Origin of the sequence: Parasphingorhabdus sp., assembly GCF_048269865.1 — a bacterium.
In the GTDB taxonomy this organism is placed as follows: Bacteria; Pseudomonadota; Alphaproteobacteria; order Sphingomonadales; family Sphingomonadaceae; genus Parasphingorhabdus.
This window is the reverse complement of the sequence record NZ_JBLWUA010000005.1, coordinates 128,157-152,637: the sequence shown is the minus strand read 5'-3', so window position 1 is coordinate 152,637 and position 24,481 is coordinate 128,157. Positions and strand designations below refer to the sequence as shown.

The following is a 24,481-nucleotide window of genomic DNA, read 5'->3' as shown; positions in this document are numbered from 1 at the left end:
GCACACGCGATGTGCTCCGCACTTGATGCGGAGCCCTGTGCTGTAAGCAGCAATTCTGGCCGCCAGAGCTCCGCATCGAGTGCGGAGCACAGTTACACCGCTACTTGTTCAGCCGGCCTTCGACCAGCGAATCGACCACGTCCGGATCGGCGAGCGTCGACGTATCGCCCAGCGCCCCATGTTCATTCTCGGCGATCTTGCGCAGGATGCGGCGCATGATCTTGCCGCTGCGGGTCTTGGGCAGCGACGGCGTCAGGTGCAGATGGTCGGGCGTGGCGATGGGACCGATTTCCTTGCGGACATGATTGCGCAGTTCGGTGACCAGTTCATCGGATGTTTCTTCGCCCGCGTTCAGCGTGACATAGCAGTAGATCCCCTGTCCCTTGATATCGTGGGGATAGCCGACCACCGCCGCCTCGGCGACCTTGGGGTGTGAGACCAGCGCGGATTCGACTTCCGCCGTGCCCATGCGGTGCCCCGAGACATTGATGACGTCGTCGACCCGGCCAGTAATCCAGTAATAATCATCGGCGTCGCGCTTGCAGCCGTCGCCGGTGAAATATTTGCCCTTGTAGGTCGTGAAATAGGTCTGGATGAAGCGTTCGTGGTCGCCATAGACGCTGCGCGCCTGTCCCGGCCAGCTGGCGGTGATGCACAGATTGCCGTCGGTCGCGCCATCCAGTACCTTGCCATCGCCATCCACCAGTTGCGGCTGGACGCCGAAAAAGGGCTTGCCGGCGCTGCCGGGTTTCATGCCATGCGCACCGGGCAGGGTGGTGATCATGATACCGCCCGTCTCGGTCTGCCACCAGGTGTCGACGATTGGCGACTTTCCCTCTCCAACCAAATCATAATACCAGCGCCAGGCTTCCGGGTTGATCGGTTCACCGACGGTGCCGAGCAGGCGCAGCGAAGAGCGGTCGTGCGCTTTCACCGGGCCATCGCCTTCGCGCATCAGCGCGCGGATCGCGGTCGGGGCGGTGTAGAAGATATTGACCTTGTGCTTCGCGACCACTTCCCAGAAACGGCCGAAATCCGGATAGTTGGGGACGCCCTCGAACATCACCTGGGTGGCACCGTTGATCAGCGGACCGTAAACGATATAGCTGTGGCCGGTGACCCAGCCGATATCGGCCGAGCACCAGAAGACTTCACCCGGCTGATAGTCGAACACATGGTGAAAGGTGGTCGCGACCCAGACCGCATAGCCGCCGGTGGTGTGCAGCACGCCCTTCGGCTTGCCGGTCGAGCCCGAGGTATAGAGAATGAACAGCGGGTCCTCTGCGTTCATAGGCTCGCAAGGGCAGTCATCCGGGACATCGGTCTTGAGCTCATGATACCAGTGGTCGCGTCCTTCGGTCATGGCGACATCGCTGTCCGTATGGTTGATCACCAGCACGGCATCGACGGCGACCTTTTCCAGCGCGGCGTCAACATTGGTTTTGAGCGGGACCGCCTTGCCACCGCGGCGGCCGGCATCGGCGCAGATCACGAACTTGCTGTCGCAATCCTCGATCCGGCCAGCGAGGGCATCCGGCGAAAAGCCGCCAAAAACCACGCTGTGAATCGCGCCGATTCGGGCGCAGGCAAGCATGGCAAAAGCGCCTTCCGGGATCATCGGCATGTAGATGGTGACGCGGTCGCCCTTTTTGACGCCCAGCTTTTTGAGACAATTGGCCATGGTGATGACTTCAGACTGCAGCTCCGCATAGCTGATCGTGCGGCCGGGCGATTTCGGATGGTCGGGTTCGAAAATCAGCGCGGTGTCATCGCCCTTGCCGGCGGCGACATGGCGATCGACGGCGTTGTGACAGATGTTCAGGACGCCATCTTCATACCATTTGATCGAGACGGGATTGTAGGACCAGTTGGCTATCGTGGTGGGCGTTTTTTGCCAGTCCAGTCGTTCGGCCTGCCGGGACCAGAATGTGTCGGGATCGTCGATGCTTTCGCGGTACAGCCGGTCATAGTCTGCAGCGGTGCAATGGGTGTCGTCATCGGGGCGGGGCGATGCGATCATTTCCGCCTGGTTATTTTTATCCGGAGCCTCTGTCATTTGCTGCCTCTCTTGTCTGCTCGTTCAACAGGGTCGTATTCGCCCCATCCTTATCGTTCGAATCTCTGCATGACTTTGCTCATGTCCGGCCGCTGAAATCAAGGCCGTCGGCAAATTCGGTCACCCAATTTTCATCGGGAAAATCATGGTCGATCCAGGCCTGTTCGATGGTCGCCAGCTTTCTGGTTACAACCGGACCGGGTTTCAGGCCGCGCTTGATCAGGTCGCCTCCGGTCAGCGGGAAAACGGGCGGCTGCCAGTTCTCAAGGTAGCCCAGCATTTCTGGCAAAGCGTCATCGTCGGCAAACAGCAGAGCTATATCGCGGGCGGTCTCGACGCTGGTGCGATAGGCAAGCGCGCGGATGTTGGTGGCGCCATGTCCCGCGGAGCGCTCGACAATCGCGCGCTGCATTTTTTTTGATAGCTTCAGGCTTTTGGCGATTGTGCCTTGGGTCTCGCTGTCTTTCGGCAGCAAGGCGACCAGCCGTCGGACTGCGCTCGGCGCAATGCTGTGGGCCTGTTCGCGGGTGACCAGCCGGTTCAGAATGGGCGCTGCCTTATCGTCTGTTTCGGCCACGATATGGTCAAAAATCTTCCCCTCCAGCATTTTGCCGATGGCAAGCCGGGGATCGTCGGTAGCAAGCAATTTCAGCAGCTCATCGGCGATCCGTTCCCGCGATAATTGCCTGAGCTTTGGCGCTGCATCCACACAGGCCTGAAAGGCTTCGGTTTCAAGTTCGTCTTGTCCGAAGCGGGCCAGAAAGCGGAAGTAGCGCATGATCCGGAGATGGTCTTCGGCGATCCGTTCGGCTGCTGAACCGATAAAGCGGATCCGCCGCTGCTTGAGGTCATCAAGGCCGCCGAAATAGTCGAAAATCTCCATTGTTTGCGGATCGGCGAAAAGCGCGTTGATCGTGAAGTCGCGCCGCGCGGCATCTTCCCGCCAATCGTCGCTGAACGCGACGGTTGCCCGGCGGCCGTCGGTTGATACATCGCGGCGAAGTGTAGTAATTTCGACGGGCCCATCGGGCAGGATCGCAGTGACCGTGCCATGGTCAATGCCGGATGGAATGACCTTGATTGCGGCTGCCTCGAGCCGCTTGACAACATCGTCGGGCAGTAGAGGCGTTGCGATATCCACGTCTTTTACAGCAACGCCGAGCAAGCTGTCCCGAACAGCTCCGCCGACAAAGCGCGTTTGTCCATCGAGCGCTGCAATCAGGGCCGCGAGGCCGCGTCTTTCTGTCCAGTCTGATGGCGGCAGTTTCATGGTTCCCAGCCGAGCCTCTTGCCGAGATTGTTCAAAATGCCTGCGGTAATCCCCCAGATACGATAATCCTGCCAGAAAATCTCATAATAATGCCGCTTGCGCCCGTTCCATGTGCCTTCGTGGACGGTGCGGTTTTTGGGGTCGAGCAGGAAATCGAGCGGTGCTTCGAACCAGCTTTCGACTTCGCTGGGCTCTGCGACAAAGGGCAGATCGGGAGGAATGACGCTCAATACCGGCTGTATATTGTAACCGCTGCCCGACTGGAAACTGTCGGTCAGACCGATGACATCGACGTGACGGCGCTCGAGTGCGACTTCTTCATGGGCTTCCCGCAGTGCCGCATCGATGGCATCCTCGTCCTCTGGATCAATCTTGCCGCCGGGAAAGGCAACCTGGCCGGGGTGATTGCGCATGTGCCGTGGTCGCTGGACGAAGATCACACCGGGATCGGGGCGATCGGTTACCGCGATCAGCACTGCGGCATCGCGCAACAATTTGAGATCGTCAATATGATCGCGTTCGTTGTACAGCAGATGGTCGAGGTCACTTTCATGGCCTTTTACCAGCGCTTTTTCGAGCCGGTCGCGCAATGTCATGAACCGACCACCATCGGGAAAAACGTGCCTGCCGACCAGATGCCGATGGGGTCGGCATCCTCTTCCAGCGCCAGTTCCGCCAGCTGATAATAGACCGGACGCGCCAGCACCGCTTCGAGACCGCGGCGGACTGTCAGATAGGGCTGTGGTTTATCCGCTCCAAATCTGAGCGGATGACTGGCATCGGCGACCACCAGATGATCGGTGTTGAGCCGGAATGCCAGCGTCCGCTCTGCGCCTTTGCCCTCACTTTCCAGTTCCACCGCCACAAACGGTGCATCGTCGATCTGAATGCTGAGCTTTTGATAGGGTGTCACCAGGGCGTAGCTGCCGTCTTCTTCCCGCCGCAGGATAGTCGAAAACGCGCGGACCATTGCCGGCCGCAGGATTGGATCGCCCTGATGGTACCAGGTGCCATCCGCAGCGATTTGCATTTCGCTGTCGCCCGTCTCCTTCGGATCCCATTGATCGACCGGAGGCAATTTCTGTGCCTCGGCCAGCTCGGCGATTTCCGCGATCGAAAGAGAGGCCAGTTCGGGAGGTGGTGTATAAGGCATCCCAACGGACTATTGCCCGGCGCCATTTCTGTAAAGCTTTAGACTCGCTATCGCTTCCAGGGGCCAAGCGTCCCGGTTTTGGGCAACGGAATATTCTTGCCGGACCTGACCAGCAGCCGGGATGGTTCCCAAGGGCCCGGCAATGTCCAGCCGCGAGTACCCTCTGCGGTGAAATCGAAGAATCGCTCATAATATTCGGGATCGCCGATCAACACCAAAGGCAGCGGGGCTTCCGGTTGAATTTCGTTGAGCAGCGCCGTCATCATGGCACGGCCAATGCCCTCACGCTGAAAATCGGGGTAGACTGCGACCGGACCGACCATGATCATCGGGTGCATCTTGCCCTGTTCATCGGTCAGGGCGATGGGCCAGCACTGGATCGATCCGAGCAATTCATGTTTATCCTGATCCACGGCGGCCAGTGACAGCCCTTCGAGCATATCCATGCCTTCGCGCACCTTGTAGGCCGTGCGATCATGACGGTCTTCGCCAAAGGCCGAGTCAAGCAGGGCGTCGACAAGTTGCGGATCGATTTCGGCGAGGGGTATGATGGTGGTCAAGTCGTTGGTCTCGTATAGCTGGAAAAGCGCGCGCTACTCCGCTTTAGTGCAAAAGTCGAGCCGCATAGGTTGCAATTGCATGATTGCCAAGCACCAGCTAAAAGATTGATCTTTTAAGGGAGTTTGTGTGTGACGGAACAGAAACGGGCGACCGAACCATCGACGGGCGACAAAACGTCTGCAGCCGATCCCGCAAAGCCCGCGCGGGCCTCATCCCTGCGCCGCGATCCCAAGGGCTGGCTGATCGCAGTGCTCGGCGTTGGCGCGCCGTTGGCGTTCTTTATCGCGGCCGCCGGCAGCGGTCTGGGCCTGTGGGGCTGGCAAGCCGGTCTGGCGGCGATACCCTGGATCCTGCTGATCGCTTTGATCACATTGGTGTTGGCGATCATATTTATCGCCCTGAACCGGCGCAAAGGGCGCAAGACAAGATGGCCTTTGATGGGGCTGGGTTTGCTGGCGACGCTTGGCTTCATGGCTTTCATGGTTCCTTATGGCGTCGCTATCGTGACCCTTCCGGCCATTCATGACATCACCACTGATCTTGCTGACCCGCCCCAGTTTCAGGTTCTCTCGCTGCGCGACGACAATTGGGATAATATTCCGGGGGCGGATGACGATAGCATGAGAGGCATGAACCCTCGCCAGCGCTGGGCAACGGTTCATCAGGATGCCTATCCGGATATCCGGTCGGTGCGTATCGACCAACCAGTGGCGGTGGTGATCGAAAAAGCAAAAAGGCTGGCAGAGGATCGCGGCTGGAAAATCGTCAATGTCGACGAGGCTGCGGGCAAGCTTGAGGCGACCGCTACAATCTCGCTGTTCCGCTTTAAAGACGATGTTGTCATCCGTGCGCGTCCGGTGGAAAATGGTGCGGCCAGCATTATCGACATGCGCTCAGTGAGCCGGGTCGGTGTCCATGATCTGGGTGCCAATGCAAAGCGCGTACGCCGTTTCCTCAGTGACCTGTCCGGAACGACGACCACGGCTTCGCAATAATAATCGGTTGGCGCCGACCTATTTGGTTGGCGTCAGCTTGAGCAACCGGCCATCTTTGCCGTCTTCCAGGACGTAGATTGCGCCGTCCGGGCCCTGTTCCACTTCACGGATCCGTTCACCCATCAGGAAGCGTTCCGCTTCTTTGGCGGTATCACCATCGAAGCTCACCCGGATGAGCGCCTGGCTGGCAAGGCCACCGATGAAGGCGCTGCCTTTCCATGCAGGAAAGATATCCCCGGAATAGAAGATCAGCCCGCTCGGCGCGATGGTCGGAACCCATGCCACTTTCGGTGCTTCAAACTCCGGGCGGGTATCATGATTGGGTATTTTCTTGCCATCATAATGATCGCCTTCCGAGACGAAGGGATACCCATAATTGGCGCCACGCTGGACCAGGTTCAGTTCGTCCCCGGCCTTCGGACCCATTTCCTGATTCCACAAACGGCCTTCGCTGTCGAACGCGATGCCCAAAATATTGCGGTGGCCCAGCGACCAGATCTCGGGAAGTGCACCTTCCCTGTCGACAAACGGATTGTCCTTGGGAACGGTGCCGTCCGGATAGAGCCTTACGATTTTGCCAAGATTGGCGGACATATCCTGGGCCGGGTCAAATTTCTGCCGCTCGCCCGAGCCGATGAAAAGATATTCGCCATCGGGGGAAAAGGCGATCCGGTGAGAAAAATGTCCTCTACCGGTGACCTTCGGCTTTTGCGTCCAGATGGTTTCGAGATTCTTCAAGGCCGGTTTCTCGCCATCGAGATCAAGCTTGGCGCGCCCAACCACGGCCCCGCGCGTGTCTTTATCACCCGCTTCCACCCAGCTCAGATAGACCATTTTGCTGGTCGCAAAATCGGGGGAGAGGACGACATCGCCGAACCCGCCCTGACCGCCATAATCAACTTCCGGCACGCCGCTGACTTCGGTTTTCTTTCCCTTGGCGTCAACCAGCTGCAGCTTGCCCGCTTTTTCGCTTACCAGCATGCGTCCATCGGGCAGGAAAGTCATGGCCCACGGCTCATCGAAACTGGCAATTTCGGTGGACTCAAAAGGCTTGCGATCAACCGGTGAAATATCGGTCTTCGCTTGCATCCCTTCAGAGGTGCTGCCCGATGCCCGCGCATCGTCGCCATTGGAGCAAGCAACCACGAAGATCGCAATCGAGAGCGAAAGTCCGATATTCCTCATAAGATTCCCGTGTTTTATCATCCAATTGATCCCAGCCACCTTTGTTCCGCAATATAGAGTAGCGCGCCCGAATTGCCTAGGTGAATCCGAGGATTTTTATATAGTTTTGCTCCGTTCACCGCTTGCTTACCATTAGCGGTTAATCCATCCGCATGTTTGAGAGAAAATTAAGCACGGATGACCCTCGCCCCACCTCGGCAGTTTCACATGGCGTGGGAGTTGCTGGTCTGATTGGTCTCACCTGCTGGATTCTGATCGCCCGCCAATATGGCATGGATGGCCCCTATTCGGCGCTTGCTGCTTGTTTCGCCTGCGGGGTCCCGATGGTGTTGTGGTCGCTGTTGAGAGACAAGGTGCATTTGCGCCCGACGACGGGTATCGACTGGAGCAACCCGAAAAAGCTGAAAGACACGTTCGATATCAGCTTGGTCAAACTGGCTGGTCTCTGGGCAACCTGGGGTATGATCGGAACGATCTATTGTATCGGACGCTGGTATTGGACGGGGCAGTATCAATTTGCCATGCAAATGATGGAGGCGGCAGCGCCCTGGCTGTTTCTGCTATCTATCCCTTATGTGCTGTTCATGGACCGCTTCACCATCGAACCGCGAGACGGGGCCTGGCATTTCGGCCAGCTGTTGATCGGCGGAAAGAGCGAATCCGATCGAGAGCAGGTGTACCATCATTTGCGGGCATGGGCAGTGAAGGGCTTCTTTCTGGCGTTCATGATCTCGATCGTTCCCGGCGGCTTCGGCGATTTGATCCGGGTGGATTTCAATGAAATCGCCGGTGATCCAGTGGCGATCGCGCGCTGGCTGATCGTTGCGATGTTCGTGGTCGACGTCCAGTTTGCAACGGTTGGATATCTGCTGACCATGAAGCCTCTCGATTCGCATATCCGCACTGCCAACCCCTATCTTGCCGGATGGGTCGCTGCGCTGATGTGTTATCCGCCTTTCATCCTCATGGGCGATAACGGCCCGCTGAACTATCACGTAAATATCGCCGAGTGGGCTTATTGGCTGCAGGGCCGGGAAACCATCCTGGCGGTGTGGGGTGCAATTTTGGTTTTCCTCACGGGCGTCTATGCCTGGGCAACCGTTGCCTTTGGCCTGCGCTTTTCCAACCTTACCCATCGCGGCATTCTCACTCACGGCCCTTATAGCTGGACCAAGCATCCGGCTTATGTTGCCAAGAATATCTACTGGTGGCTGGTCAGCATGCCGTTTCTGGTGACGTCTGGCAGCTTTGCCGACAGTGTCCGCAACACGGCGCTGATGGCCGTGGTCAGCGGCGTCTATTACTGGCGCGCCAAGACCGAGGAGAAGCATCTGCTGAGTGATCCCGTCTACAAGGAATATGCCGAATGGATGGATCGCAATGCGCCAATTCCTCGGGCGGTCAACTGGGCCAAGCGGAGGATCGGCTGGTGGCCGGCGGAGCGAGACCGCGAACCGGAAATTCAGCCGGCTGAATAAAATTGTCGGAGCCGAACAGACCGGCTAGTTGATCTGTATGACAGTGGTTGGAACCGACGGAAAGCATCGCTGTTTCGGCGGACAGGCAGGCAAAGAATTTTACGGCGACTATCACGACCGGGAATGGGGCGTGCCGGTGCATGACGACCGTTTGCTGTTCGAAAATCTGATTCTTGAAGGCGCTCAGGCGGGTTTGAGCTGGGAGACCGTCTTGCGCAAGCGGGAGGGTTATCGATGCGCCTTTCACGGATTCGATATAGCGCGCTGTGCTCGCATGGAGGATGCAGAACTCGAAGCTTTGCGGAGCGAGCCGGCGATCATTCGCAACCGTCTCAAAATTTACTCTGTGCGCAAAAATGCCCGCGTATTTCTGGATATACAGCGGGAGTTTGGCAGCTTCGATGCGTGGCTATGGGACCATCTCGACGGCGATCCGCCGGTCAACCGGCCGCAGCGGTTCGCTGATATGGCGACTAGTTCTCCGGTCAGCGACGTGATTTCAAAAAGCCTCAAGAAGCGCGGTATGAGTTTTGTCGGCAGCACCATCATATACGCCTATATGCAGGCCATCGGGATGACCGACGACCATCTCGCCGGCTGCTGGAAAGCGTGATCGTGATGATCGATGAACAGGCCAATTGCAGGTTTTTCCAGCGCAATATGGTCAGCGCCTTCGCTGATATACGCTTTAACCACCGAAGGCAGGAAACCCCGCTGGTCGGCGCAAATAAAACGGGCTATCAGGACCACATGTCGAGGATGAAAAACAAGCGTCCAACAAGGCACTGGATCGAACGGGTGATGGAATGACGCGTATTCGCAAAGCTGGTGAAGGGACGCGCTTGATACTGGAAGTGCGGAAATATATTTCGCGACTGCCGGAAAAAATCTGGTTTCGGGCGATGCTGTTCAGTCTGGCTGCGATCTTAGCCGCGACCGCTGCGGAATGGATTGGTCCGCTGGTTCCCTACAAATCGGACCTTGAGTTGGCGAGCGGCTCGGTTGGCGGCATATTGAAAATCCTGGCATCGAGCATGCTCGCGGTCATTGCCTTTTCTGTTTCCATCATGGTCTCGGCCTATGGGTCGGCTACCAGTACTGCGACGCCCCGGACGATCGCTCTCATGCTTGCCGATGACCGGTCGCAGAATGCGCTTTCGACCTTTCTGGGCACGTTTCTATTCAGCATTGTCGGCATTATTGGCTTGTCGGCCGGCTTCTATGACAACCGTGGCCGGATTATCCTGTTCTTCGCGACGATTGCGGTCATTGTTTTGATCACCGGGACCCTGATCAACTGGATTCAGCAGCTGTCCACGTTCGGGCGGATGAATGATCTGATCGAGCGGGTCGAGAAAGCTACCGCGAAAGCTCTGCGTTGGCATGGCCAGCATCCGTATTTGAATGCGCAGCCGCCGGTTGATATTCCGGAGGATGCAATCTCTCTGCAGTGCGATATTTCGAGCGGTGTTGTCACATCGATTGATCTGGAGGCGCTGGAAGAAACGGCCGAAGAACATGGCGTTACCGTGTATCTCGCCATACACCCCGGCAAGCTCGTATATCCCGCGCGTCCCTTGCTCTATCTGAAGGGACAGAAAGCAATAGAAGTGGATCCGCAGCCGTTCCGGGACGCCATATTGATCGAGCATGACCGCAGCTTCGATCAGGATCCCCGGTTCGGCCTTGTGGTGCTGTCCGAAATAGCGTCCCGCGCTTTGTCGCCGGCGGTCAATGATCCCGGGACGGCGATTTCCGTGCTGGACAGCGGGCTGCGCTGTTTTGAGGCGCTTGCGCAATCGAGCGCAGAGCCTGAAGAACCGAAATTTAAGCGCGTGCATGGTCCCGAGATAGAACTCAGAGACCTTTTTACCGATTTTTTCACCAAAATTGCCCGGGACGGTGCCGGGATGGTCGAGGTGCAGCAGCGTATTCAGCTATGCCTGCTTGCGCTGGCCAAGTCCTGGCCAGAGCTATTCTCCGCAACCGCATCCGAAGCATCGCGCAACGCGCTGGCGAGAGCAGAGGAGGTAATTATTCACGAACCGGACATTGCCGACCTCAAAGCACGGTCGCAAAAGGTCGTGGAGACCAGCGAGAAATAACGGGCACAGGGTGGGAAAAGGTGGTTCTGTAAGGGCTGAATCGGCATGATGGGCCAGAAAACGCGGTCCTCGATATACGCTACTCGTCGGGACCGCGTTTTCTGGCGCAAACCTCTGGGTCGAAGGTGAACTTGGAACATCGCCCATAGATTCTACGGGGATAACGCCGGCGGATTTTTTTGGTTCCCTCGCCGTGAAATTTTTTTCGATGGAATGATCCGCAGCTGTCAGGCCGCAGTGAAAGCGGCGAAGACATCCGAAATGGCGGCCGGATGGTCCATGTTTCGCAGCGCAGAGACAGCATCCTCGATCACAACGTCATATTGAGCGACCGACCCTTCGGTAATACCGGCAGTGCCGCTTATCGCCCGGATCAGCCGATAGGCCTTCTTGTTGTCGCGGAGCATTTCGATCTGCAACTGTCGCAGCCCTTCACAATAGCAGTCGAGAAACAGCGCCGTCATCAATATGCGTGCGATGCCCTGTCCGTGATATTGATCCAGAACAGCAATAGCAAATTCGCCCCGGTCAGAGTTTTCTGACTCCCGAAACACATGCGCGACGGCAATCGCGGGATGCCCGTCGTCGTCCATATTGACGACACCCCATGCCAGATGAAAGGTGCCATCGGCATTGGCCAGCCGCTCCACCACCGATGGCGGCATCGTTTTCGATCCGGAGAAGAAACGCAAATAGCGGCTTTGGTCCGACATCTCGCTGATGCCTTTTTCGATCAACTCCTGATCCGAATGGCGAACGCGTCGCAGGCAGATGCTGGTGCCGTTGTCGAGCTTCGCATTCACGGACTGGACGCGATTCTGGAACGAGAATGGCTTCGTCACCCTGTTTCTCCCCATCCGGCTGCTTGAAGTGTCTGGCAGGATAGCTGTCTATCTCAGCCGCAGCGCGGGACAAGGAATAACATCAATCTCCCTGCGAAGCCATCGGAACCGGTTCCTTGAAGGTATGCGTGATATACGGGAAGGGGATCTCGATACCCGCTTCATCCAGCGCGCGCTTGACCGCACGAATGACTTCATCGCGGCTTTCGTGCATGTCGCGTTGTGCCGAACCGGACCACCAGCGCAGTCTGAAGTCGACGGAGCTGGAGTTGAATTCACAGGCGAAGATATCGATCTTCTTATCACCATCGGTGGCGTCGGATGATTCCAGCGCCGTTCTGATAACATCGCGGGCTTCTTCCAGATCCGTGTCGTACGAGACGCCGACCACGACTTCGTGCCGCCTCTGTTGCATGTCGGTCAAAATTTCGACCGGATTTTTGAACAGGATCGAATTGGGAACGATCGTCAGTTCGTTGGACATTTTCCGGATATGGGTTTCGCGAAGCATGATCTGTTCGACTCTGCCCTCGATACCATCGCAGCGGATATAATCGCCTATTCTCATCTTCTCACGGATCATGATCAAGATGCCGGCGAGGAAATTTTCGAAAATATCCTGAAAGGCGAAGCCGATAGCAACCGTACCGACGCCAAGGCCTGCGATCAGGCTGCCAGGGGTCAGGTCGGGCAGCAGAATGGTCAAGGCCACGAGCAAGCCGACCGCCCAGATTGCAATGCGGACGAGGGTTTCGACCAGCTCCCGCAGCGACGGCCGCATGGCCATCTTGGAGGTCAGTCGATCGGCGATGTTGGTGGCAAATCTGGCGACAATCCATGTCACGATCAGAAATAGTAGGGCAATAACCAGGCTGGGGAGCAGGCTGACAATGCCTTGCCACATTGATTGTAGCTGTCTGATTAAGATTTGAAGCGTGTTTAGTGATTGGTCTACTTTGTCGTCCATGGGTTGAGAAACTCCGAAATAACCGATTGGTTGCACATAATATTGTGGTAGCGGGAACTGCAACCGACAGGAAAGGTTAATTACCCATGTCGAAACTGTTTAAGCCCGGGGAAAATTGCTGGCGCGTAGAGCATGCCGAGCGTGCCGCCGTTTTAATCGACGGCGAAAATTATTTTCGCGCCGTTCGCAAGTCTCTTGCGCAGGCAAAGCAGCGAGTCATGCTGCTGGGCTGGGATTTCGATGAGCGGGTTCAAATGCATGATACGGCCGAGGAGCCAGACGGGCCATTGCGGATTGGTGCTTATTTCGACTGGCTGCTGAAAAACAATCGCGATCTCGACATATACGTGCTGCGCTGGGATACCGGTGCCCTGAAATCCCTGTTTCGTGCTTCCAGCCTGTGGACGCTGGCCCGTTGGCTGTTCCACCCCCGGGTCCATTTCAAGCTCGACGCCCATCATCCTGTGGGAGCGGCCCATCATCAAAAGGTCATCGTGATCGATGGGGATACCGCATTTTGTAGCGGGATCGACGTCGCCAATAACCGCTGGGATACACGCAGCCATGAAGAGCATCAGGATTATCGGCTGCAGCCGGATGGTAATGATGCAGGGCCATGGCATGATGCGGCGATGGTGGTGCAGGGTGATATCGCTGGCGGCCTCGCCGAATATGCCGTGCAACACTGGAACGATGCGGGCGGGAAAGAGCCGAAGCGGGTTACCGCTAAGGCCGACTGCTGGCCGAAAGACCTGGATGCCGAGTTCACGGATTGCCAGATCGCACTGGCGCGGACCTTGCCGGAAATGGATGACCAAGAGGGGGTCTACGAGATCGAAAGCCTCTGTCTCGATCTGATCGCCGCTGCCAAGAATTTTATCTATGCTGAAAGCCAATATTTTGCGTCTGCGCGAATAGCCAATGCGATTGCCGAGCGCTTGTCAGAGCCAGACGGGCCAGAGGTGGTCATCGTCAACCCGCAAAGCGCCGAGGGATGGCTCGAGTCCGAAATCATGGATTCAACACGTGCGCGCCTATATCAAGCCGTGAAAACGCGGGATGAATATAATCGTTTTCAGATGTTCCACCCGTTCAACGCTGAGGGCACGCCCATCTATGTGCATGCCAAGATATTGACCGTGGACGATCGCTATCTTCGGGTTGGTTCGTCCAATTTCAACAACCGTTCACTGGGCTTTGACAGTGAATGTGACGTTGCTTTGGAAGCGCCTGGAGATGGTGATGGTCGGGTGTCCGGTCAGATTGCGCATACTCGCAATGACCTGCTGGCGGAGCATCTCGATGTGAACGAGAGCGATATTCGAAAATCTATAGAAGAGACAGGGTCACTGATCGAGACGATCAAGCGCCTGAGCCATGATGGCCGCAGCTTGCGTGCTTATCAGATACCGGACGTAAATGCTGTCGATGAATGGCTGGCCGAAAATGATATTCTCGATCCTCAGCGCGCCGACGATTCGTTCGCCGGGATCGTTTCGCGGCGGCCCTAAATCCCTTAATTCTAAAGGCTACTCAGCGGGCTGAGATACCGCTTCAGGCTCGTCTTTTTCCTGCAATTTCTTGATGATGATTTTTGCGGCAATCGAAATTGCCCCGGCTGCAATAGTTCTGATAATAAAACGCACGTCCTGTTCCTTCATTCTTTGAATCGCTTTCCCTATACTTGATACTTACCGCCGAAAGCCGAATTGGTTGCAATCCGGCTTCACTAACCACTAAAGTCCATTGTCCAGATAGCAGCGATCAGCGCTATCGCTCCAGAGGCCATCAAGCCGGATATGATACGCATATTCGTTGGTTTGACCGGCGTGGCTTGATGGGAACTCAGGCGTGATTGCACTGCGCAGCCGTTGCGCTGCGCCGCCCAGAAAATGAAAATGCCAATGATCATGAACAAGGTTGCGATGCCCTTGGGTACCCAGAGTGGCTCCAGTTTACCAAAAAGGGCATTGAAACCAAGGCCGATCCCGACCGCCGCAAGCCCCGTCCTCATCCATCCGGCAAAGGTCCGTTCGTTGGCCATGATTGTCCGGTCTTCAGCCCAATCGGTACGATCTTCGGCCAGATCCGTTCGCTCATTCGCCAATTCATTGCTGGACGATTCTTTACCCATGCTGCTCTCCTCTGACCGATCTGTGATCTGAAGGACGACCCCTATGAAAAAGCTCCGATAGGCGACCTTAATCGGACGAATATCGGAGCTATATTCCAGTAGTTGCTACCAGACTTTTGTTTTGAGAGCTAGATTGCCCGTGCAGAGCCTCTTGGCCCGACGAAGAACCAGAGCAGCAGGCCGATGACTGGCAGGATCAGAATGATCAGCGACCAGATAATCTTTGCGCCGACTGAAGAACCGCTGCCCCAAACGCTGAGCAGTGCCCAGATGTCCAATGCCAAAATCAGCAGACCAATAATTCCATATTCCATGATAATTTCCCTCGTTTTAAGATTGTAGATAGTAGGTGTTTAAGAAGCGGCTTCTTCAAGATAATCGATCAGGCGACCATCCGCTCTCAATTCGCCTTGATAGTTTCTGAGCAGTGTTTTTGCCGACGGCGTCAGATCGTCGTTATCAAGCGCCTTTTCGAACTTGTTGCGCAGATGCTCTTCGCCTGTTTCGACCGCTTCAATGGCTGCTTCGTCATTGTCCTGCAAGGCAGCGCTCAGGCCCATGAAGACGCGATGGGCAGAAGCCAATATCGTGCCTTCATTTTCCGGCGTGCCGCCGAGCTCGATGATTTCGCTGCGTACGGCAGCAGACATCGCACTGCGAGAAGTGGCGCGACGGGAGAAGAAATCCTTGAACGTATCCCGGTCCGCGATCTCTGCCGCTTTTTCATAACCCTGTTTGGAATCGGTGAGTGTTTCGAGGATATCGTTCAATGAATCGATGGAAGCTGTGTTTGTCATGTCGTCCTCATTTCATAATTGCTATGCTGAATAAACATCGGACGATCTGTTCGGTTCCCGACAATATTTTACTTGGCGGCCGGAACTATTGTTATGGTATGGCGTATGACTGCGCTGTCGATTGGAGATTTATGCCCCTAAAAAGCCGTTTTTTTAGCCTGTTGCTGTTGGCAATCGGCCTTGGTCCCCTAGTATTAAATCTGGCCCTGGCGGAACCGGCCAGTGCCCAGGTTGCGGTCGACGAGCCTGCCGACGTTCCGGAGCCGGCCATTGATCCGTCGGCGACAGGCGTCGATGATCGTGCGATCGCGAACCGGTTGCGCGGCATTTTTCAGGAAATAAACGGACTGGAGGCTATCGCGATCAAAGTTGATGCTGGCGTCGTGCGCCTCTCCGGGCCGATCGCCGACAGCGAATCTGCGGACCGGGCGGAGGCCATTGCGCAACGAGTGTCGGGGGTGGTCACGGTCGAAACCCAGTTTGAACGCGATCTGTCTGTTGGCAGCAATGTGGAGCCGGTTGTCGACAAATTCGGGGCAACCTTGCAGAGCTTTCTCTCCGCATTGCCACTGATCGGGATCGCCTTTCTTGCCGCGATTCTAGTCGGATTATTGGGACATTTTCTTGCGTCGCTGATGGGCTTCTGGCGACGCGTTACGCCCAATATTTTTCTGGCCGAGCTGATCGCGGGTACAATCCGCGTTGTCTTCATAATGATCGGGATATTCATCGGCCTGGACATTCTGAATGCGACGGCTTTGCTGGGGGCGGTGCTGGGCGGCGCTGGCGTGATCGGCCTGGCGGTCGGCTTTGCTCTTCGTGATACGGTGGACAATTATATGTCGAGCATCATGCTCAGCATCCGGCAACCGTTTCGCGCCAATGATCATGTTCTGATCGGCGAGCGGGAAGGGCGCGTTGTGCGATTGACGTCCCGCGCCACCATCTTGATGACGATGGACGGAAACCACCTGCGGATACCGAATGCCACTGTCTTCAAAGCGGAAATATTAAATTATTCCCGCAATCCCGAGCGTCGGTTCAGTTTTGAGCTAGGCGTCGATGCCGATGATGATCCTGCGGCTGCCATCGAAACCGGATTGTCGGCGATAAACGGGCAGGATTTCGTTCTGAATGATCCCGAAGCCACTGCGGAAATCAGCGAAGTCGGCGATTCCAACATTGTCATAGCGTTTCACGGCTGGGTCGATCAGCGCCACAGCGATTTCAAAAAGGCGAGAGGGGCCGCCATCCGGGTTACAAAAAATGCGCTGGAGGAATGCGGCTTCGCTTTGCCCGAACCGATCTATCGCCTCAGGTTCGATAACGGTCCACCGTCACTATCCGGGATTATCGACAACGGTCAACGGCCCGCCCCGACCAGCGAAACGCCGAAAAGAGCTGCGGTAAAGGAAGCGGTCGACGTGTCGCCGGAAGATCATGTGGAAAAATTGGTCGATTCGGAGCGTTCCGGCAGCGGTTCCGCCGATTTGCTCGACGATCAGCAGCCGGTCGAATGATCGCTGACTTCTTTAATCTATGTTAGAGCAAGCCTTCGAGCAATCGACTATCGAACGGTTTAGTATCAGGTTGGGTTAGAAGCCACCGTCAGTAGAAAGTTGTTTGTGCCCCACCAGTCAATCACCTCGCTTATCTATGTGAGCACGGCCAGAGCCGGTTTGGACGAAAACGAATTCCTAGACATCGTGGACGTCGCCCAGCGCAATAACGAACGTTTTGGCCTTACCGGGCTTATCGTCTTCAACGGATTTAATTTCATCCAGTATCTTGAGGGCGATCGGCCGGCCGTCAATGACCGTCTTCATCATATTGGTATGGATGATCGGCACAGCGGGTTAACGATCCTGAGTACGTCGGACACGACGAAGCGGCAATTTACCCATTTCAATATGGCGGGCCGCTATCTGCCGTCAGAAAAGGGATTGGCACGACAAGGCGTCGATGAAATGTTGGCCGACAGCGCGGTCAGCGATTCCACGCGAACTATTTTCCAGAGCTTTCTCTCGCTTGGCGGGAAACAATTAAGCCTCTAATACTGGCCATGTAACGCTGGAAATGAAAAAGCGGCGTAATTTTTTCGCCGCTTTCTCTTGTCGATGATTTTTTGGTCGAAACGAAATCGGTTCCGGTTCAGTCGGCCGTCTCGCCTTTCGCCGAGGCTTTTCTGGCTTTTTCCAGTTCTGCTGCCTCGTCGCCATCAACCGCCTCTGCGGCCTCTTTCGCTTTGCCTTCGACGTCGCCGCTCTCCGCAAATTCGTGCTGCGCTTCCTGAAAGCGGCGCGAACCTTCCCGGCTTCCTTCACCTTCCATTTTCAAGTTGGATTCATTTTCTGTTTTTTTTGTATCGGTCATTACACAATCTCCGGGTATAAATTAATGTGGTTATGTGCTTAACGCATTGCGGTCGTGTTTGTTCCGGTCGTTGGAGCCGGGGCGAAAAAAATATATGCAACCTTTCCGGAAATGGGGTGTTGTGATGTCGAACGAAATAAATGAGGCATGGTTTGACAAACCAGGATGAAAATCAACCTGAACCATCAAAACCTGATGATGAAGGTCAGCAGTCAAGGGACATGCCGGTGAAAAGCAAGGAAGACATGCAGCAACGATTAGGCCTTGGATTGAAGAACATGTATTTGAGTGTTCTCGACGAGCCGCTACCGGACGACATGCTGGCGCTTTTGGATCAGCTGGACGACGATGACGATTCTGACTCCAGCCGGCCTGACATAAATGAGTAAGCCTGAGTCTCTGACGCCCGCGCAGTTCAAACAGCAATTGACGGAAGCGATTCCGCATCTGCGCGCATTTGGGCGGAGTCTGTCGGGCGACCGTGATGTTGCCGACGACCTCGTGCAGGACACCCTGCTGAAAGCCTGGGCCGCACGGGACCGCTTCATTGCTGGCACATCGATGCGCGCATGGACCTTTGTCATTCTGCGCAACACCTTTTTCTCCAGCATGCGTCGCAAGAAATTCAGCGCGAATTATGATGAGCTGGTGGCCGAAAGGATATTGTCGGCGCCGGCACCGCAGCAGGAGCCTTTACATCTGGCTGATTTGCAGCGCGGACTTATGGAATTATCCGACGACCAGCGGGAAGCGATTATTCTTGTTGGCGCTGGCGGCTATTCCTACGAGGAAGCTGCTGACATCGCCAATTGTGCGATCGGCACCATGAAAAGCCGGGTTTCCCGGGCACGGAAGGCGCTGGAAGAGATTCTGGAAGAGGGGCGGTTTACCACTGCCTCAAAAGATCACGCCAGTCTTACCGCAACCGCGCTGGAAGATATTATCGGCGCCGTTGAAAAAATCGCTCACTAGCATCCCGCAGGCCAGCAGCTGGCCCTTGATAGCTGACAATCATCGAGAGCATGACGAACATAAAGCACGGTTCCTTCCGGATCCGTGCTTTACCTGCAGTGAGATTTTTATCGGCTCCGCGTCGATGAGGCTGCCGTGTTTAGCGAACGCCAATCAACGCGACGATTATTGCCGCCTCTCTTGTGGTTCTGTTGAAAAGAAGAGCGCCTGGCTGATCGCAGCGCGAATCGCATTGGGCTGGAACGGTTTGGTGATCAGAAAAGTCGGCTCCGGCCGTTCTCCGGTGAGCAGGCGCTCGGGAAAGGCGGTGATGAAGATCACCGGGACCGATATTTTTTCCAGGATGTCCTTGACGGCATCGATACCGGAACTGCCGTCCGCCAGCTGAATGTCCGCCAGAACCAGGGTTGGCTGCGCTTTCGCGACCGCTTCCAGAGCGGCCTTGTGCGTGGTGGCAGTGCCGCACACACGGTGGCCCAGCCCGGATACGATCTGCTGCAACTCCATCGAAATCAGCGCTTCGTCCTCGATGATTAGAACATCTGACCGGATTTCCTTGTCGATCTCGGCAATGGCATCTTCCAGGAGCCCGTTAATCGAATTCTCGCCGACATCCGCAATCTTTGCGACTTCGCTGACCGAAAAGCCTTCCAGTGCAGTCAGCAGCAATACTTGCCGACTGATGGGCGGGATCGCGTTCAGATGACCTTGTGCCGTATTATTATCCGGATCGTCGGACACGCTGACATAAGCGCTTTCCCAGATCCCGGCAAACGCCCGATATAGCTGCACGCGAATATTATCGTCGTCTGCAATCAATCCGGGTTCAGCGATAATCGCCTCTAGCGTGGATTTTACAAAAGCATCACCGCTCTTTTGGCTGCCGGTCAGGGCGCGTGCATAGCGGCGGAGATAAGGAAGATGGGGTTTCAAACTTTGGGCTAATGACATGTCTTATATCTCCGTGATGGGCACCCTACGCATGATGGAAAAAAGGGTTCCACAGAAATTTGCAGGATGAAGGTCGTTTTTAGATGAGAGATCGAGGCTGGTGCCGGAACCAATTTGGCGGTCAGTAGTAGAATGACTATTAAACATAAGATGGAGAAAAAGAAATGACCGGCAATTATACGGAAGAAATGGGCGCAGTGAAATCAGATCTGCAAACGTTAAAGGAAGATTTGGCAACATTGACGAAGGCCGTCAAGGAAGATGCTCAAGCCAATGCATTGGAATTGCGCGCTAACGCAAAAACGAAACTTGATTCGGCGCGTGCCAAGTCGATTGAAGCGGGAACCAAGGGCCGCAGAAAGGCGCAGAGCACGATTCAGGAAAATCCTATCGTCAGCATCGCTGCGACTGCTGGAATCGGCCTCATCATCGGCGCTCTGATGGCGCGAAGCTAGGTTTTTCAAGCATATCGATATAAAAAAGGGGCTGGGAATATACTCCCGCCCCTTTTTTGATTGCGGTAGACCCGCGCTAGTTTTGCCCTAGGACATGGACACCGTTTTATTTTCTCCCATTTCGGGTTGGTGGCCGGTCAGGTTTGCCTTGGCCAATTCCCACGCCTGGACCAGCGACGACGACGGTGATGACCAATATTCCGCGAGTTCCGGTTTAAAACGAATGGCTGCAACCTTCGGGTCGTCTTTTTCGCATTGCAGCCATGCTTCGGCCCATGGACCCCATAAATCATCAATCTTGTCCGCATCCCGGCTCAACGCCGCGGTCCCGGTGATGGAAATATAGGTCTCCTTTTCGGGGCAGGCATAGGTCAGGTTACTGTTTTGGTCTTCTGTGATTTCCTGAACTTTTCCAGAAAGCCTCTCGGTGAGAAACCAGATCTCGCAACTGTCGCGGTATAATTTTCCGCTCATCGGGCGACTGCGCAAATCATTATCTTTTTCGGTTACCAGCATTGCGGTGCCAACATCCTCAATCAATTCAAATAATTCTTCACGATCATCGTTATTCATGCAAGAGTCTCCTTCGCTTTCAATTCGTCTCGGGATTCTACATAAACTACGCGCGGCCTGCATTTTTGGTTCCGCTCAAATGCAACGAGATGGCCAGTTAGTCGTTGGCTTCTCGACAAGGAGCGACTGTGGCAAAAGCGATCAGGAATGGATGCGGGCAACCAAATGGGCAATAAATCGAACCTAAAGAGAGAAGCCGAGCGATTGGCGACATTGGATGGGTATCGAGCGCTCGACAAGGCGCCGGAAGGTGCCTTTTACCGGATCACCACGCTGATCGCCGACATTTTTTCCGCTCCCATGGCAGCAGTCTCGCTGATAGATGGTGAGACAGAGTGGTTTAAATCACCGGTCGGTTTGACCGAAACCAACGCGGACCGGCAGGTTTCAATGTGCGCTCAAGCCATAGAAGACAGCAAGCCTGTGGTGATTGAAGATGCCGGCATGGATACCCGCTTCGCCGGCAATCCCCTGTTGAATGGCGGTTCGTCCGTTCGTTTCTATGCTGGGGCACCCTTGATCGCACCCAATGGCGCGGTTTTGGGCGCGTTGTGGATTGCGGACACGGTGCCGCGATTCCGGATAACGAAGAATCAGCTGAATCAGCTGACCAGCATGGCAGATATTGTCATGAGCGAGATGGAACTCAGCCGGGAGATCGGCCTGCGCGAACAGGCGCAAAGAAATGCTGCGATTGCCAGATCCAATCTCGATCTCACGCTGGCGCTCAGCGATATTGCAAGCTTTCGAATCGATTTGGAAACCGGTCTGATCGAATGGGGCGGTGCCTATATGAAAATATGGGGAAAAGACGCCGGAGAGATGGTTTCCGAAGTCGAAACCGCCATGGCGCGCGTCCACCCCGAAGACCGGGAAGCGGTGCAGGAGGCGATGAGCGCGGCCATCGAAAGGAATGAAAAATATGAGGCCCGGTTCCGGATCGTGTTGCCATCAGGGGAAATTCGCTGGGTGGAAGGCTATGGCGATTATCTGGAATCAAACGGGCGACCAACGCTGACCGGGGTCAACAAAGACATTACCGATTCCGTTGACCAGCAGGAACAGCTCAAACTGCACACGCGTGAACTTCACCACCGCCTTCGTAATTTATTTGCGACGTTGCAGTCTATTATGGCGCTGACCAAAAATTCGGCAACCTCGATTGACGACTATATCGAAAGGATCAACAGTCGGCTGCGGGCGCTCAACCGTGCCCAGCAAATCTTGCTCGACACCAATTTCGTCACCGGGTCCTTTGCGGCTCTGGTCAGAGACCTGTGCTCCACCTATCCAAGAGTGAGCTGGTCCGGTCCCGATATCATTCTGGCGGAAAACGCGATGGTGTCGATTTCGCTCGTTCTCAACGAACTTGCCACCAATGCTGCCAAATATGGCGCGTTGACAACCGATAGCGGTCGGGTAAAAATCAGTTGGGCTATCGAAGAAGATGGGGAGGGGCTGGATATCGTCAAGTTGCAGTGGTTGGAAAGTGGTGGCCCACAATCGGTGCCCGCTCCGGCCAAATCCGGTTTCGGTTCCTCGCTGATCGATCATAGCATCACCCGCAATTTGCGCGGAGATATTAAACGTGATTGGGCGGAGGAAGGCTTGAAATGCACGATTACATTTCCCGCCCCCGATGAAGAGGAATAAAGTTAGTGGCGCAACAAGCCTTGCTCCGGCGTATATCCTATTATGCCGATCTCGATGACGTCGAACAGCAAGTCGTCATGGCAATTGATGGCAGAGAGCAAAACTACGAGAAAAGTACCGAGGTTATCGACGCCGGCCAAGAGATGGACAGTGTGCTTATCGTCCAGCAGGGCTGGGCAGTGCGCTACAAAACTCTGGAGGATGGCCGCCGCCAGGTTCTGAACGTGCTGTTGCCCGGCGATACATTTGACCTGCAGGTTCTGGTGGCTGCGGAAGCCGATCATTCGGTGAAAACGATAACTGATTTAACCTGTTTGTCAGTTAGACCTGCCGAATTTCGGCGCTTGTTGACCCAGTCCGGAAAGTTGACGCTCGCTTTCTGGTGGATGCAGGTTCAGGAAGAGGCCTTTCTGCGAGAGCAAATCGTTCGCAACGGCAAGCAAACGGCTCGGGAAAGAATCGTGCATTTTCTGCTGGAACTCTATCGTCGCGTACTGATGACAGGTGCCGGAACGGACGAAGGTTTCAGCGTACCGCTCACACAAACGGTAATCGCCGATGCGCTTGGCTTGAGCCCGATTCATACCAACCGGGTGCTGCGGCAACTGGAGCGAGACGGCTTGCTGGAGCGTACAAATGGCTGGATCGCTTTCAAGGACCAGGAACGACTTGCGGATATCAGCCAGTTTGATCCCAGTTATTTCCATCTCGACGCATTCCGCATGCGGCTCGGACGTGAATAAGTTTGAGTGTCAGGGAACCCTATGGTAGCGCCTGCGTTGCTTATACCGAACCAATTAAGGGAGTTCATAATGAAAAAAATTGCAATAGCAGCTGTATTGACCGCTGGCTTGGCGCTTTCTGCCTGTGAAGCCAATGTAACCGATGAAGGCGAAATGCCTTCGATGGATGTTGACGTTTCCGGCGATGCTGGCGAATTGCCAGAGGTCGATGTTGATACCGCCGACGTAGAAGTCGGATCGGAAGAAGTAACGGTAGACGTTCCTGACGTCGACGTGACCATGCCATCGGAAAAATAATTCCGCTGCAACATATTTAGACAACAATGGCCAGGCATCGTGTCCTGGCCATTTTTTTGTTTTGATCAGTCGTCGCAATAGATCTTTTTCCGCCAAAGTCAGGCGGTCAAAGGGGCGATGTTGCGGAAGTTTTGGGGGTGGCTGGGAAATTCACACTGGTGCAAATGGGGGTATACGATAGGGTCAACTTCCCAGCCGGTTTTTGAGGAATGAAAACAGCGCCGGGTCATAGGCGACATCCATTCAATGTTGATAACTTGCCGTGCAGATATTGGTTCCCGCAGACTGCACTTTTTATTCCGGCCCCGCTTTACCACTCTGATCGGTGTTCTCTGGCCGCGCTCTTCGACGCCAGGGTTCTGATCGGTCATGCGATTGGAACGCGGGCCGAGACCGCAGCCATGCAACCAACGGGCCGTTCACGCGTCTTAGTGGCACGATATTATGAACGGAGACCTTATGACTGACATTTTCACGCGCCTGAAACAGGACCATGACCTTCATCGCGAGATGCTTGACCGGGTCGCTGATACCAGCGGCGACAGCGAGGAACGCCGGACTGCGTTCGAAAAACTGCGGATCGACGTGTCCGCCCATGCCAACGCGGAAGAACAGTCGCTCTATGCCGAGATGCTGGCGCGTCCTGATCTGCAAGACAAGGGTCGTCATTCGGTTGCCGAACATAAGGAAGTCGAAGATTATTTTGAAGAGCTGGTCGACATGGAATTCAGCAGCACTGGCTGGCTGACTCGCTTCAAGACCCTCAAGGACCGGCTTGAGCACCATATGGAAGAGGAAGAGGAAGAAATTTTTGCTGCTGCCAAGAAAGATTTGAGCGATGAGCGGGCCGAAGAATTGACGCAAATCTTCAATGACCGCAAGCCAACCGAAAAACAGGAAGTTGCGTAACATTTTGAACTC

General features: G+C 55.3%; 30 protein-coding genes. 15 read left to right on the top strand and 15 right to left on the bottom strand.

Going from position 1 to position 24,481, the window contains the following annotated elements:
* Positions 1 to 100: 100 nt before the first annotated feature.
* From acs to ACN0WW_RS08545, 5 genes are all read right to left on the bottom strand, one after another.
* The gene (acs, locus tag ACN0WW_RS08565; RefSeq protein WP_417611672.1) at positions 101 to 2,020 is read right to left on the bottom strand and encodes an acetate--CoA ligase; all 1,920 of its coding nucleotides are present in this window, start codon (positions 2,018 to 2,020) and stop codon (positions 101 to 103) included.
* A gap of 115 nt (positions 2,021 to 2,135) precedes the next feature.
* On the bottom strand, positions 2,136 to 3,326 hold the full coding sequence (locus ACN0WW_RS08560; protein ID WP_417611421.1) for a CCA tRNA nucleotidyltransferase: 1,191 nt from the start codon (positions 3,324 to 3,326) through the stop codon (positions 2,136 to 2,138).
* Positions 3,323 to 3,922 carry a CoA pyrophosphatase gene (locus ACN0WW_RS08555; RefSeq protein ID WP_417611419.1) on the bottom strand — a complete coding sequence of 200 codons (600 nt, stop codon included), beginning with the start codon at positions 3,920 to 3,922 and terminating at the stop codon, positions 3,323 to 3,325. The genes ACN0WW_RS08560 and ACN0WW_RS08555 overlap by 4 nt, the downstream gene beginning before the upstream one ends.
* On the bottom strand, positions 3,919 to 4,479 hold the full coding sequence (locus ACN0WW_RS08550) for a DUF1285 domain-containing protein (protein WP_417611417.1): 561 nt from the start codon (positions 4,477 to 4,479) through the stop codon (positions 3,919 to 3,921). Before ACN0WW_RS08550 ends, ACN0WW_RS08555 begins: the two co-directional genes overlap by 4 nt.
* Before the next feature lie 47 nt (positions 4,480 to 4,526).
* Positions 4,527 to 5,039 carry a GNAT family N-acetyltransferase gene (locus ACN0WW_RS08545; RefSeq protein WP_417611416.1) on the bottom strand — a complete coding sequence of 171 codons (513 nt, stop codon included), beginning with the start codon at positions 5,037 to 5,039 and terminating at the stop codon, positions 4,527 to 4,529.
* Between the two features lie 129 nt (positions 5,040 to 5,168).
* On the opposite strand from ACN0WW_RS08545, the gene ACN0WW_RS08540 reads away from it, so the two are divergent.
* Positions 5,169 to 6,035: a DUF1499 domain-containing protein gene (locus tag ACN0WW_RS08540; RefSeq protein WP_417611414.1), complete on the top strand. Its 867-nt coding sequence runs from the start codon at positions 5,169 to 5,171 to the stop codon at positions 6,033 to 6,035.
* An 18-nt stretch (positions 6,036 to 6,053) separates the two neighbouring features.
* Here the strand turns inward: ACN0WW_RS08540 and ACN0WW_RS08535 are convergent, their stop codons facing one another.
* Positions 6,054 to 7,220, bottom strand: coding sequence for a PQQ-dependent sugar dehydrogenase (locus tag ACN0WW_RS08535; protein WP_417611412.1), 1,167 nt, complete (start codon positions 7,218 to 7,220; stop codon positions 6,054 to 6,056).
* 152 nt (positions 7,221 to 7,372) lie between these two features.
* On the opposite strand from ACN0WW_RS08535, the gene ACN0WW_RS08530 reads away from it, so the two are divergent.
* The 4 genes from ACN0WW_RS08530 to ACN0WW_RS08515 are packed head-to-tail and all read left to right on the top strand — an operon-like array spanning position 7,373 to position 10,803.
* Complete coding sequence (locus ACN0WW_RS08530) at positions 7,373 to 8,698, top strand: methyltransferase family protein (protein ID WP_417611410.1); 1,326 nt, start codon at positions 7,373 to 7,375, stop codon at positions 8,696 to 8,698.
* A 37-nt stretch (positions 8,699 to 8,735) separates the two neighbouring features.
* Positions 8,736 to 9,311 (top strand): DNA-3-methyladenine glycosylase I, encoded by a 576-nt coding sequence (locus tag ACN0WW_RS08525; RefSeq protein ID WP_417611408.1) that lies wholly within the window; start codon positions 8,736 to 8,738, stop codon positions 9,309 to 9,311.
* Between the two features lie 5 nt (positions 9,312 to 9,316).
* Positions 9,317 to 9,508, top strand: coding sequence for a hypothetical protein (locus tag ACN0WW_RS08520; RefSeq protein WP_417611406.1), 192 nt, complete (start codon positions 9,317 to 9,319; stop codon positions 9,506 to 9,508).
* Positions 9,505 to 10,803, top strand: a complete 1,299-nt coding sequence (locus tag ACN0WW_RS08515) for a DUF2254 domain-containing protein (RefSeq protein WP_417611404.1) — start codon at positions 9,505 to 9,507, stop codon at positions 10,801 to 10,803. Before ACN0WW_RS08520 ends, ACN0WW_RS08515 begins: the two co-directional genes overlap by 4 nt.
* Positions 10,804 to 11,030: 227 nt before the next feature.
* Here the strand turns inward: ACN0WW_RS08515 and ACN0WW_RS08510 are convergent, their stop codons facing one another.
* Together ACN0WW_RS08510 and ACN0WW_RS08505 are read right to left on the bottom strand one after the other, a co-directional pair.
* Positions 11,031 to 11,645, bottom strand: coding sequence for a GNAT family N-acetyltransferase (locus ACN0WW_RS08510; RefSeq protein WP_417611402.1), 615 nt, complete (start codon positions 11,643 to 11,645; stop codon positions 11,031 to 11,033).
* A gap of 82 nt (positions 11,646 to 11,727) precedes the next feature.
* Complete coding sequence (locus tag ACN0WW_RS08505) at positions 11,728 to 12,549, bottom strand: mechanosensitive ion channel family protein (RefSeq protein ID WP_417611400.1); 822 nt, start codon at positions 12,547 to 12,549, stop codon at positions 11,728 to 11,730.
* A 149-nt stretch (positions 12,550 to 12,698) separates the two neighbouring features.
* Between ACN0WW_RS08505 and ACN0WW_RS08500 the strand changes: the two genes are divergently transcribed.
* Entirely contained in the window at positions 12,699 to 14,123 is a 1,425-nt protein-coding gene (locus ACN0WW_RS08500; protein WP_417611398.1) for a phospholipase D-like domain-containing protein, read from the top strand.
* An 18-nt stretch (positions 14,124 to 14,141) separates the two neighbouring features.
* On the opposite strand, the gene ACN0WW_RS08495 is transcribed toward ACN0WW_RS08500, so the two are convergent.
* The 4 genes from ACN0WW_RS08495 to ACN0WW_RS08480 all read right to left on the bottom strand — a co-directional run bounded on the left by ACN0WW_RS08495 (position 14,142) and on the right by ACN0WW_RS08480 (position 15,543).
* Positions 14,142 to 14,273 (bottom strand): hypothetical protein, encoded by a 132-nt coding sequence (locus tag ACN0WW_RS08495; protein WP_417611396.1) that lies wholly within the window; start codon positions 14,271 to 14,273, stop codon positions 14,142 to 14,144.
* Between the two features lie 68 nt (positions 14,274 to 14,341).
* Complete coding sequence (locus ACN0WW_RS08490; RefSeq protein ID WP_417611394.1) at positions 14,342 to 14,746, bottom strand: YidH family protein; 405 nt, start codon at positions 14,744 to 14,746, stop codon at positions 14,342 to 14,344.
* Between the two features lie 128 nt (positions 14,747 to 14,874).
* Positions 14,875 to 15,060 (bottom strand): PLDc N-terminal domain-containing protein, encoded by a 186-nt coding sequence (locus ACN0WW_RS08485; protein WP_417611392.1) that lies wholly within the window; start codon positions 15,058 to 15,060, stop codon positions 14,875 to 14,877.
* 39 nt (positions 15,061 to 15,099) lie between these two features.
* Positions 15,100 to 15,543, bottom strand: coding sequence for a ferritin-like domain-containing protein (locus ACN0WW_RS08480; protein WP_417611390.1), 444 nt, complete (start codon positions 15,541 to 15,543; stop codon positions 15,100 to 15,102).
* A 131-nt stretch (positions 15,544 to 15,674) separates the two neighbouring features.
* Here ACN0WW_RS08480 and ACN0WW_RS08475 point away from each other — a divergent pair, with 131 nt between their 5' ends.
* Both ACN0WW_RS08475 and ACN0WW_RS08470 read left to right on the top strand, forming a co-directional pair.
* On the top strand, positions 15,675 to 17,063 hold the full coding sequence (locus ACN0WW_RS08475) for a mechanosensitive ion channel domain-containing protein (protein WP_417611388.1): 1,389 nt from the start codon (positions 15,675 to 15,677) through the stop codon (positions 17,061 to 17,063).
* A gap of 105 nt (positions 17,064 to 17,168) precedes the next feature.
* Entirely contained in the window at positions 17,169 to 17,597 is a 429-nt protein-coding gene (locus ACN0WW_RS08470) for a BLUF domain-containing protein (RefSeq protein ID WP_417611386.1), read from the top strand.
* Positions 17,598 to 17,694: 97 nt separating this feature from the next.
* Here the strand turns inward: ACN0WW_RS08470 and ACN0WW_RS08465 are convergent, their stop codons facing one another.
* A complete protein-coding gene (locus ACN0WW_RS08465) occupies positions 17,695 to 17,916 on the bottom strand; it encodes a hypothetical protein (RefSeq protein WP_417611384.1) in 222 nt (73 codons plus the stop codon).
* A 152-nt stretch (positions 17,917 to 18,068) separates the two neighbouring features.
* On the opposite strand from ACN0WW_RS08465, the gene ACN0WW_RS08460 reads away from it, so the two are divergent.
* Positions 18,069 to 18,305, top strand: a complete 237-nt coding sequence (locus ACN0WW_RS08460) for a NepR family anti-sigma factor (protein WP_417611382.1) — start codon at positions 18,069 to 18,071, stop codon at positions 18,303 to 18,305.
* Positions 18,298 to 18,888: a sigma-70 family RNA polymerase sigma factor gene (locus ACN0WW_RS08455; protein ID WP_417611380.1), complete on the top strand. Its 591-nt coding sequence runs from the start codon at positions 18,298 to 18,300 to the stop codon at positions 18,886 to 18,888. The genes ACN0WW_RS08460 and ACN0WW_RS08455 overlap by 8 nt, the downstream gene beginning before the upstream one ends.
* 165 nt (positions 18,889 to 19,053) lie before the next feature.
* Here the strand turns inward: ACN0WW_RS08455 and ACN0WW_RS08450 are convergent, their stop codons facing one another.
* Positions 19,054 to 19,839, bottom strand: a complete 786-nt coding sequence (locus ACN0WW_RS08450) for a response regulator (protein ID WP_417611378.1) — start codon at positions 19,837 to 19,839, stop codon at positions 19,054 to 19,056.
* Between the two features lie 164 nt (positions 19,840 to 20,003).
* Between ACN0WW_RS08450 and ACN0WW_RS08445 the strand changes: the two genes are divergently transcribed.
* Positions 20,004 to 20,294: a DUF883 family protein gene (locus ACN0WW_RS08445; RefSeq protein ID WP_417611376.1), complete on the top strand. Its 291-nt coding sequence runs from the start codon at positions 20,004 to 20,006 to the stop codon at positions 20,292 to 20,294.
* 87 nt (positions 20,295 to 20,381) lie between these two features.
* Here the strand turns inward: ACN0WW_RS08445 and ACN0WW_RS08440 are convergent, their stop codons facing one another.
* Complete coding sequence (locus ACN0WW_RS08440; RefSeq protein WP_417611374.1) at positions 20,382 to 20,930, bottom strand: pyridoxamine 5'-phosphate oxidase family protein; 549 nt, start codon at positions 20,928 to 20,930, stop codon at positions 20,382 to 20,384.
* A gap of 102 nt (positions 20,931 to 21,032) precedes the next feature.
* Here ACN0WW_RS08440 and ACN0WW_RS08435 point away from each other — a divergent pair, with 102 nt between their 5' ends.
* The 4 genes from ACN0WW_RS08435 (at position 21,033) to ACN0WW_RS08420 (ending at position 24,469) form a co-directional block, all read left to right on the top strand.
* Positions 21,033 to 22,520: a sensor histidine kinase gene (locus ACN0WW_RS08435; protein WP_417611372.1), complete on the top strand. Its 1,488-nt coding sequence runs from the start codon at positions 21,033 to 21,035 to the stop codon at positions 22,518 to 22,520.
* Between the two features lie 5 nt (positions 22,521 to 22,525).
* Positions 22,526 to 23,263, top strand: a complete 738-nt coding sequence (locus ACN0WW_RS08430; RefSeq protein WP_417611370.1) for a Crp/Fnr family transcriptional regulator — start codon at positions 22,526 to 22,528, stop codon at positions 23,261 to 23,263.
* A gap of 69 nt (positions 23,264 to 23,332) precedes the next feature.
* Complete coding sequence (locus ACN0WW_RS08425) at positions 23,333 to 23,560, top strand: hypothetical protein (RefSeq protein WP_417611368.1); 228 nt, start codon at positions 23,333 to 23,335, stop codon at positions 23,558 to 23,560.
* 459 nt (positions 23,561 to 24,019) lie between these two features.
* Positions 24,020 to 24,469, top strand: coding sequence for a hemerythrin domain-containing protein (locus ACN0WW_RS08420; RefSeq protein ID WP_417611366.1), 450 nt, complete (start codon positions 24,020 to 24,022; stop codon positions 24,467 to 24,469).
* Positions 24,470 to 24,481: the final 12 nt, after the last annotated feature.

What these genes read in the sequence shown, in the direction of transcription:
- acs (WP_417611672.1), bottom strand. Translation starts at nt 2,020, where the DNA reads ATGATCGCATCGCCCCGCCCCGATGACGACACCCATTGCACCGCTGCA.
- ACN0WW_RS08435 (WP_417611372.1), top strand. Translation starts at nt 21,033, where the DNA reads ATGGGCAATAAATCGAACCTAAAGAGAGAAGCCGAGCGATTGGCGACA.
- ACN0WW_RS08520 (WP_417611406.1), top strand. Translation starts at nt 9,317, where the DNA reads ATGATCGATGAACAGGCCAATTGCAGGTTTTTCCAGCGCAATATGGTC.
- ACN0WW_RS08555 (WP_417611419.1), bottom strand. Translation starts at nt 3,922, where the DNA reads ATGACATTGCGCGACCGGCTCGAAAAAGCGCTGGTAAAAGGCCATGAA.
- ACN0WW_RS08505 (WP_417611400.1), bottom strand. Translation starts at nt 12,549, where the DNA reads ATGTGGCAAGGCATTGTCAGCCTGCTCCCCAGCCTGGTTATTGCCCTA.
- ACN0WW_RS08490 (WP_417611394.1), bottom strand. Translation starts at nt 14,746, where the DNA reads ATGGGTAAAGAATCGTCCAGCAATGAATTGGCGAATGAGCGAACGGAT.
- ACN0WW_RS08450 (WP_417611378.1), bottom strand. Translation starts at nt 19,839, where the DNA reads ATGTCATTAGCCCAAAGTTTGAAACCCCATCTTCCTTATCTCCGCCGC.
- ACN0WW_RS08550 (WP_417611417.1), bottom strand. Translation starts at nt 4,479, where the DNA reads ATGCCTTATACACCACCTCCCGAACTGGCCTCTCTTTCGATCGCGGAA.
- ACN0WW_RS08455 (WP_417611380.1), top strand. Translation starts at nt 18,298, where the DNA reads ATGAGTAAGCCTGAGTCTCTGACGCCCGCGCAGTTCAAACAGCAATTG.
- ACN0WW_RS08440 (WP_417611374.1), bottom strand. Translation starts at nt 20,930, where the DNA reads ATGCAGGCCGCGCGTAGTTTATGTAGAATCCCGAGACGAATTGAAAGC.
- ACN0WW_RS08475 (WP_417611388.1), top strand. Translation starts at nt 15,675, where the DNA reads ATGCCCCTAAAAAGCCGTTTTTTTAGCCTGTTGCTGTTGGCAATCGGC.
- ACN0WW_RS08500 (WP_417611398.1), top strand. Translation starts at nt 12,699, where the DNA reads ATGTCGAAACTGTTTAAGCCCGGGGAAAATTGCTGGCGCGTAGAGCAT.
- ACN0WW_RS08515 (WP_417611404.1), top strand. Translation starts at nt 9,505, where the DNA reads ATGACGCGTATTCGCAAAGCTGGTGAAGGGACGCGCTTGATACTGGAA.
- ACN0WW_RS08535 (WP_417611412.1), bottom strand. Translation starts at nt 7,220, where the DNA reads ATGAGGAATATCGGACTTTCGCTCTCGATTGCGATCTTCGTGGTTGCT.
- ACN0WW_RS08560 (WP_417611421.1), bottom strand. Translation starts at nt 3,326, where the DNA reads ATGAAACTGCCGCCATCAGACTGGACAGAAAGACGCGGCCTCGCGGCC.
- ACN0WW_RS08525 (WP_417611408.1), top strand. Translation starts at nt 8,736, where the DNA reads ATGACAGTGGTTGGAACCGACGGAAAGCATCGCTGTTTCGGCGGACAG.
- ACN0WW_RS08495 (WP_417611396.1), bottom strand. Translation starts at nt 14,273, where the DNA reads ATGAAGGAACAGGACGTGCGTTTTATTATCAGAACTATTGCAGCCGGG.
- ACN0WW_RS08530 (WP_417611410.1), top strand. Translation starts at nt 7,373, where the DNA reads ATGTTTGAGAGAAAATTAAGCACGGATGACCCTCGCCCCACCTCGGCA.
- ACN0WW_RS08465 (WP_417611384.1), bottom strand. Translation starts at nt 17,916, where the DNA reads ATGACCGATACAAAAAAAACAGAAAATGAATCCAACTTGAAAATGGAA.
- ACN0WW_RS08425 (WP_417611368.1), top strand. Translation starts at nt 23,333, where the DNA reads ATGAAAAAAATTGCAATAGCAGCTGTATTGACCGCTGGCTTGGCGCTT.
- ACN0WW_RS08445 (WP_417611376.1), top strand. Translation starts at nt 20,004, where the DNA reads ATGACCGGCAATTATACGGAAGAAATGGGCGCAGTGAAATCAGATCTG.
- ACN0WW_RS08480 (WP_417611390.1), bottom strand. Translation starts at nt 15,543, where the DNA reads ATGACAAACACAGCTTCCATCGATTCATTGAACGATATCCTCGAAACA.
- ACN0WW_RS08420 (WP_417611366.1), top strand. Translation starts at nt 24,020, where the DNA reads ATGACTGACATTTTCACGCGCCTGAAACAGGACCATGACCTTCATCGC.
- ACN0WW_RS08485 (WP_417611392.1), bottom strand. Translation starts at nt 15,060, where the DNA reads ATGGAATATGGAATTATTGGTCTGCTGATTTTGGCATTGGACATCTGG.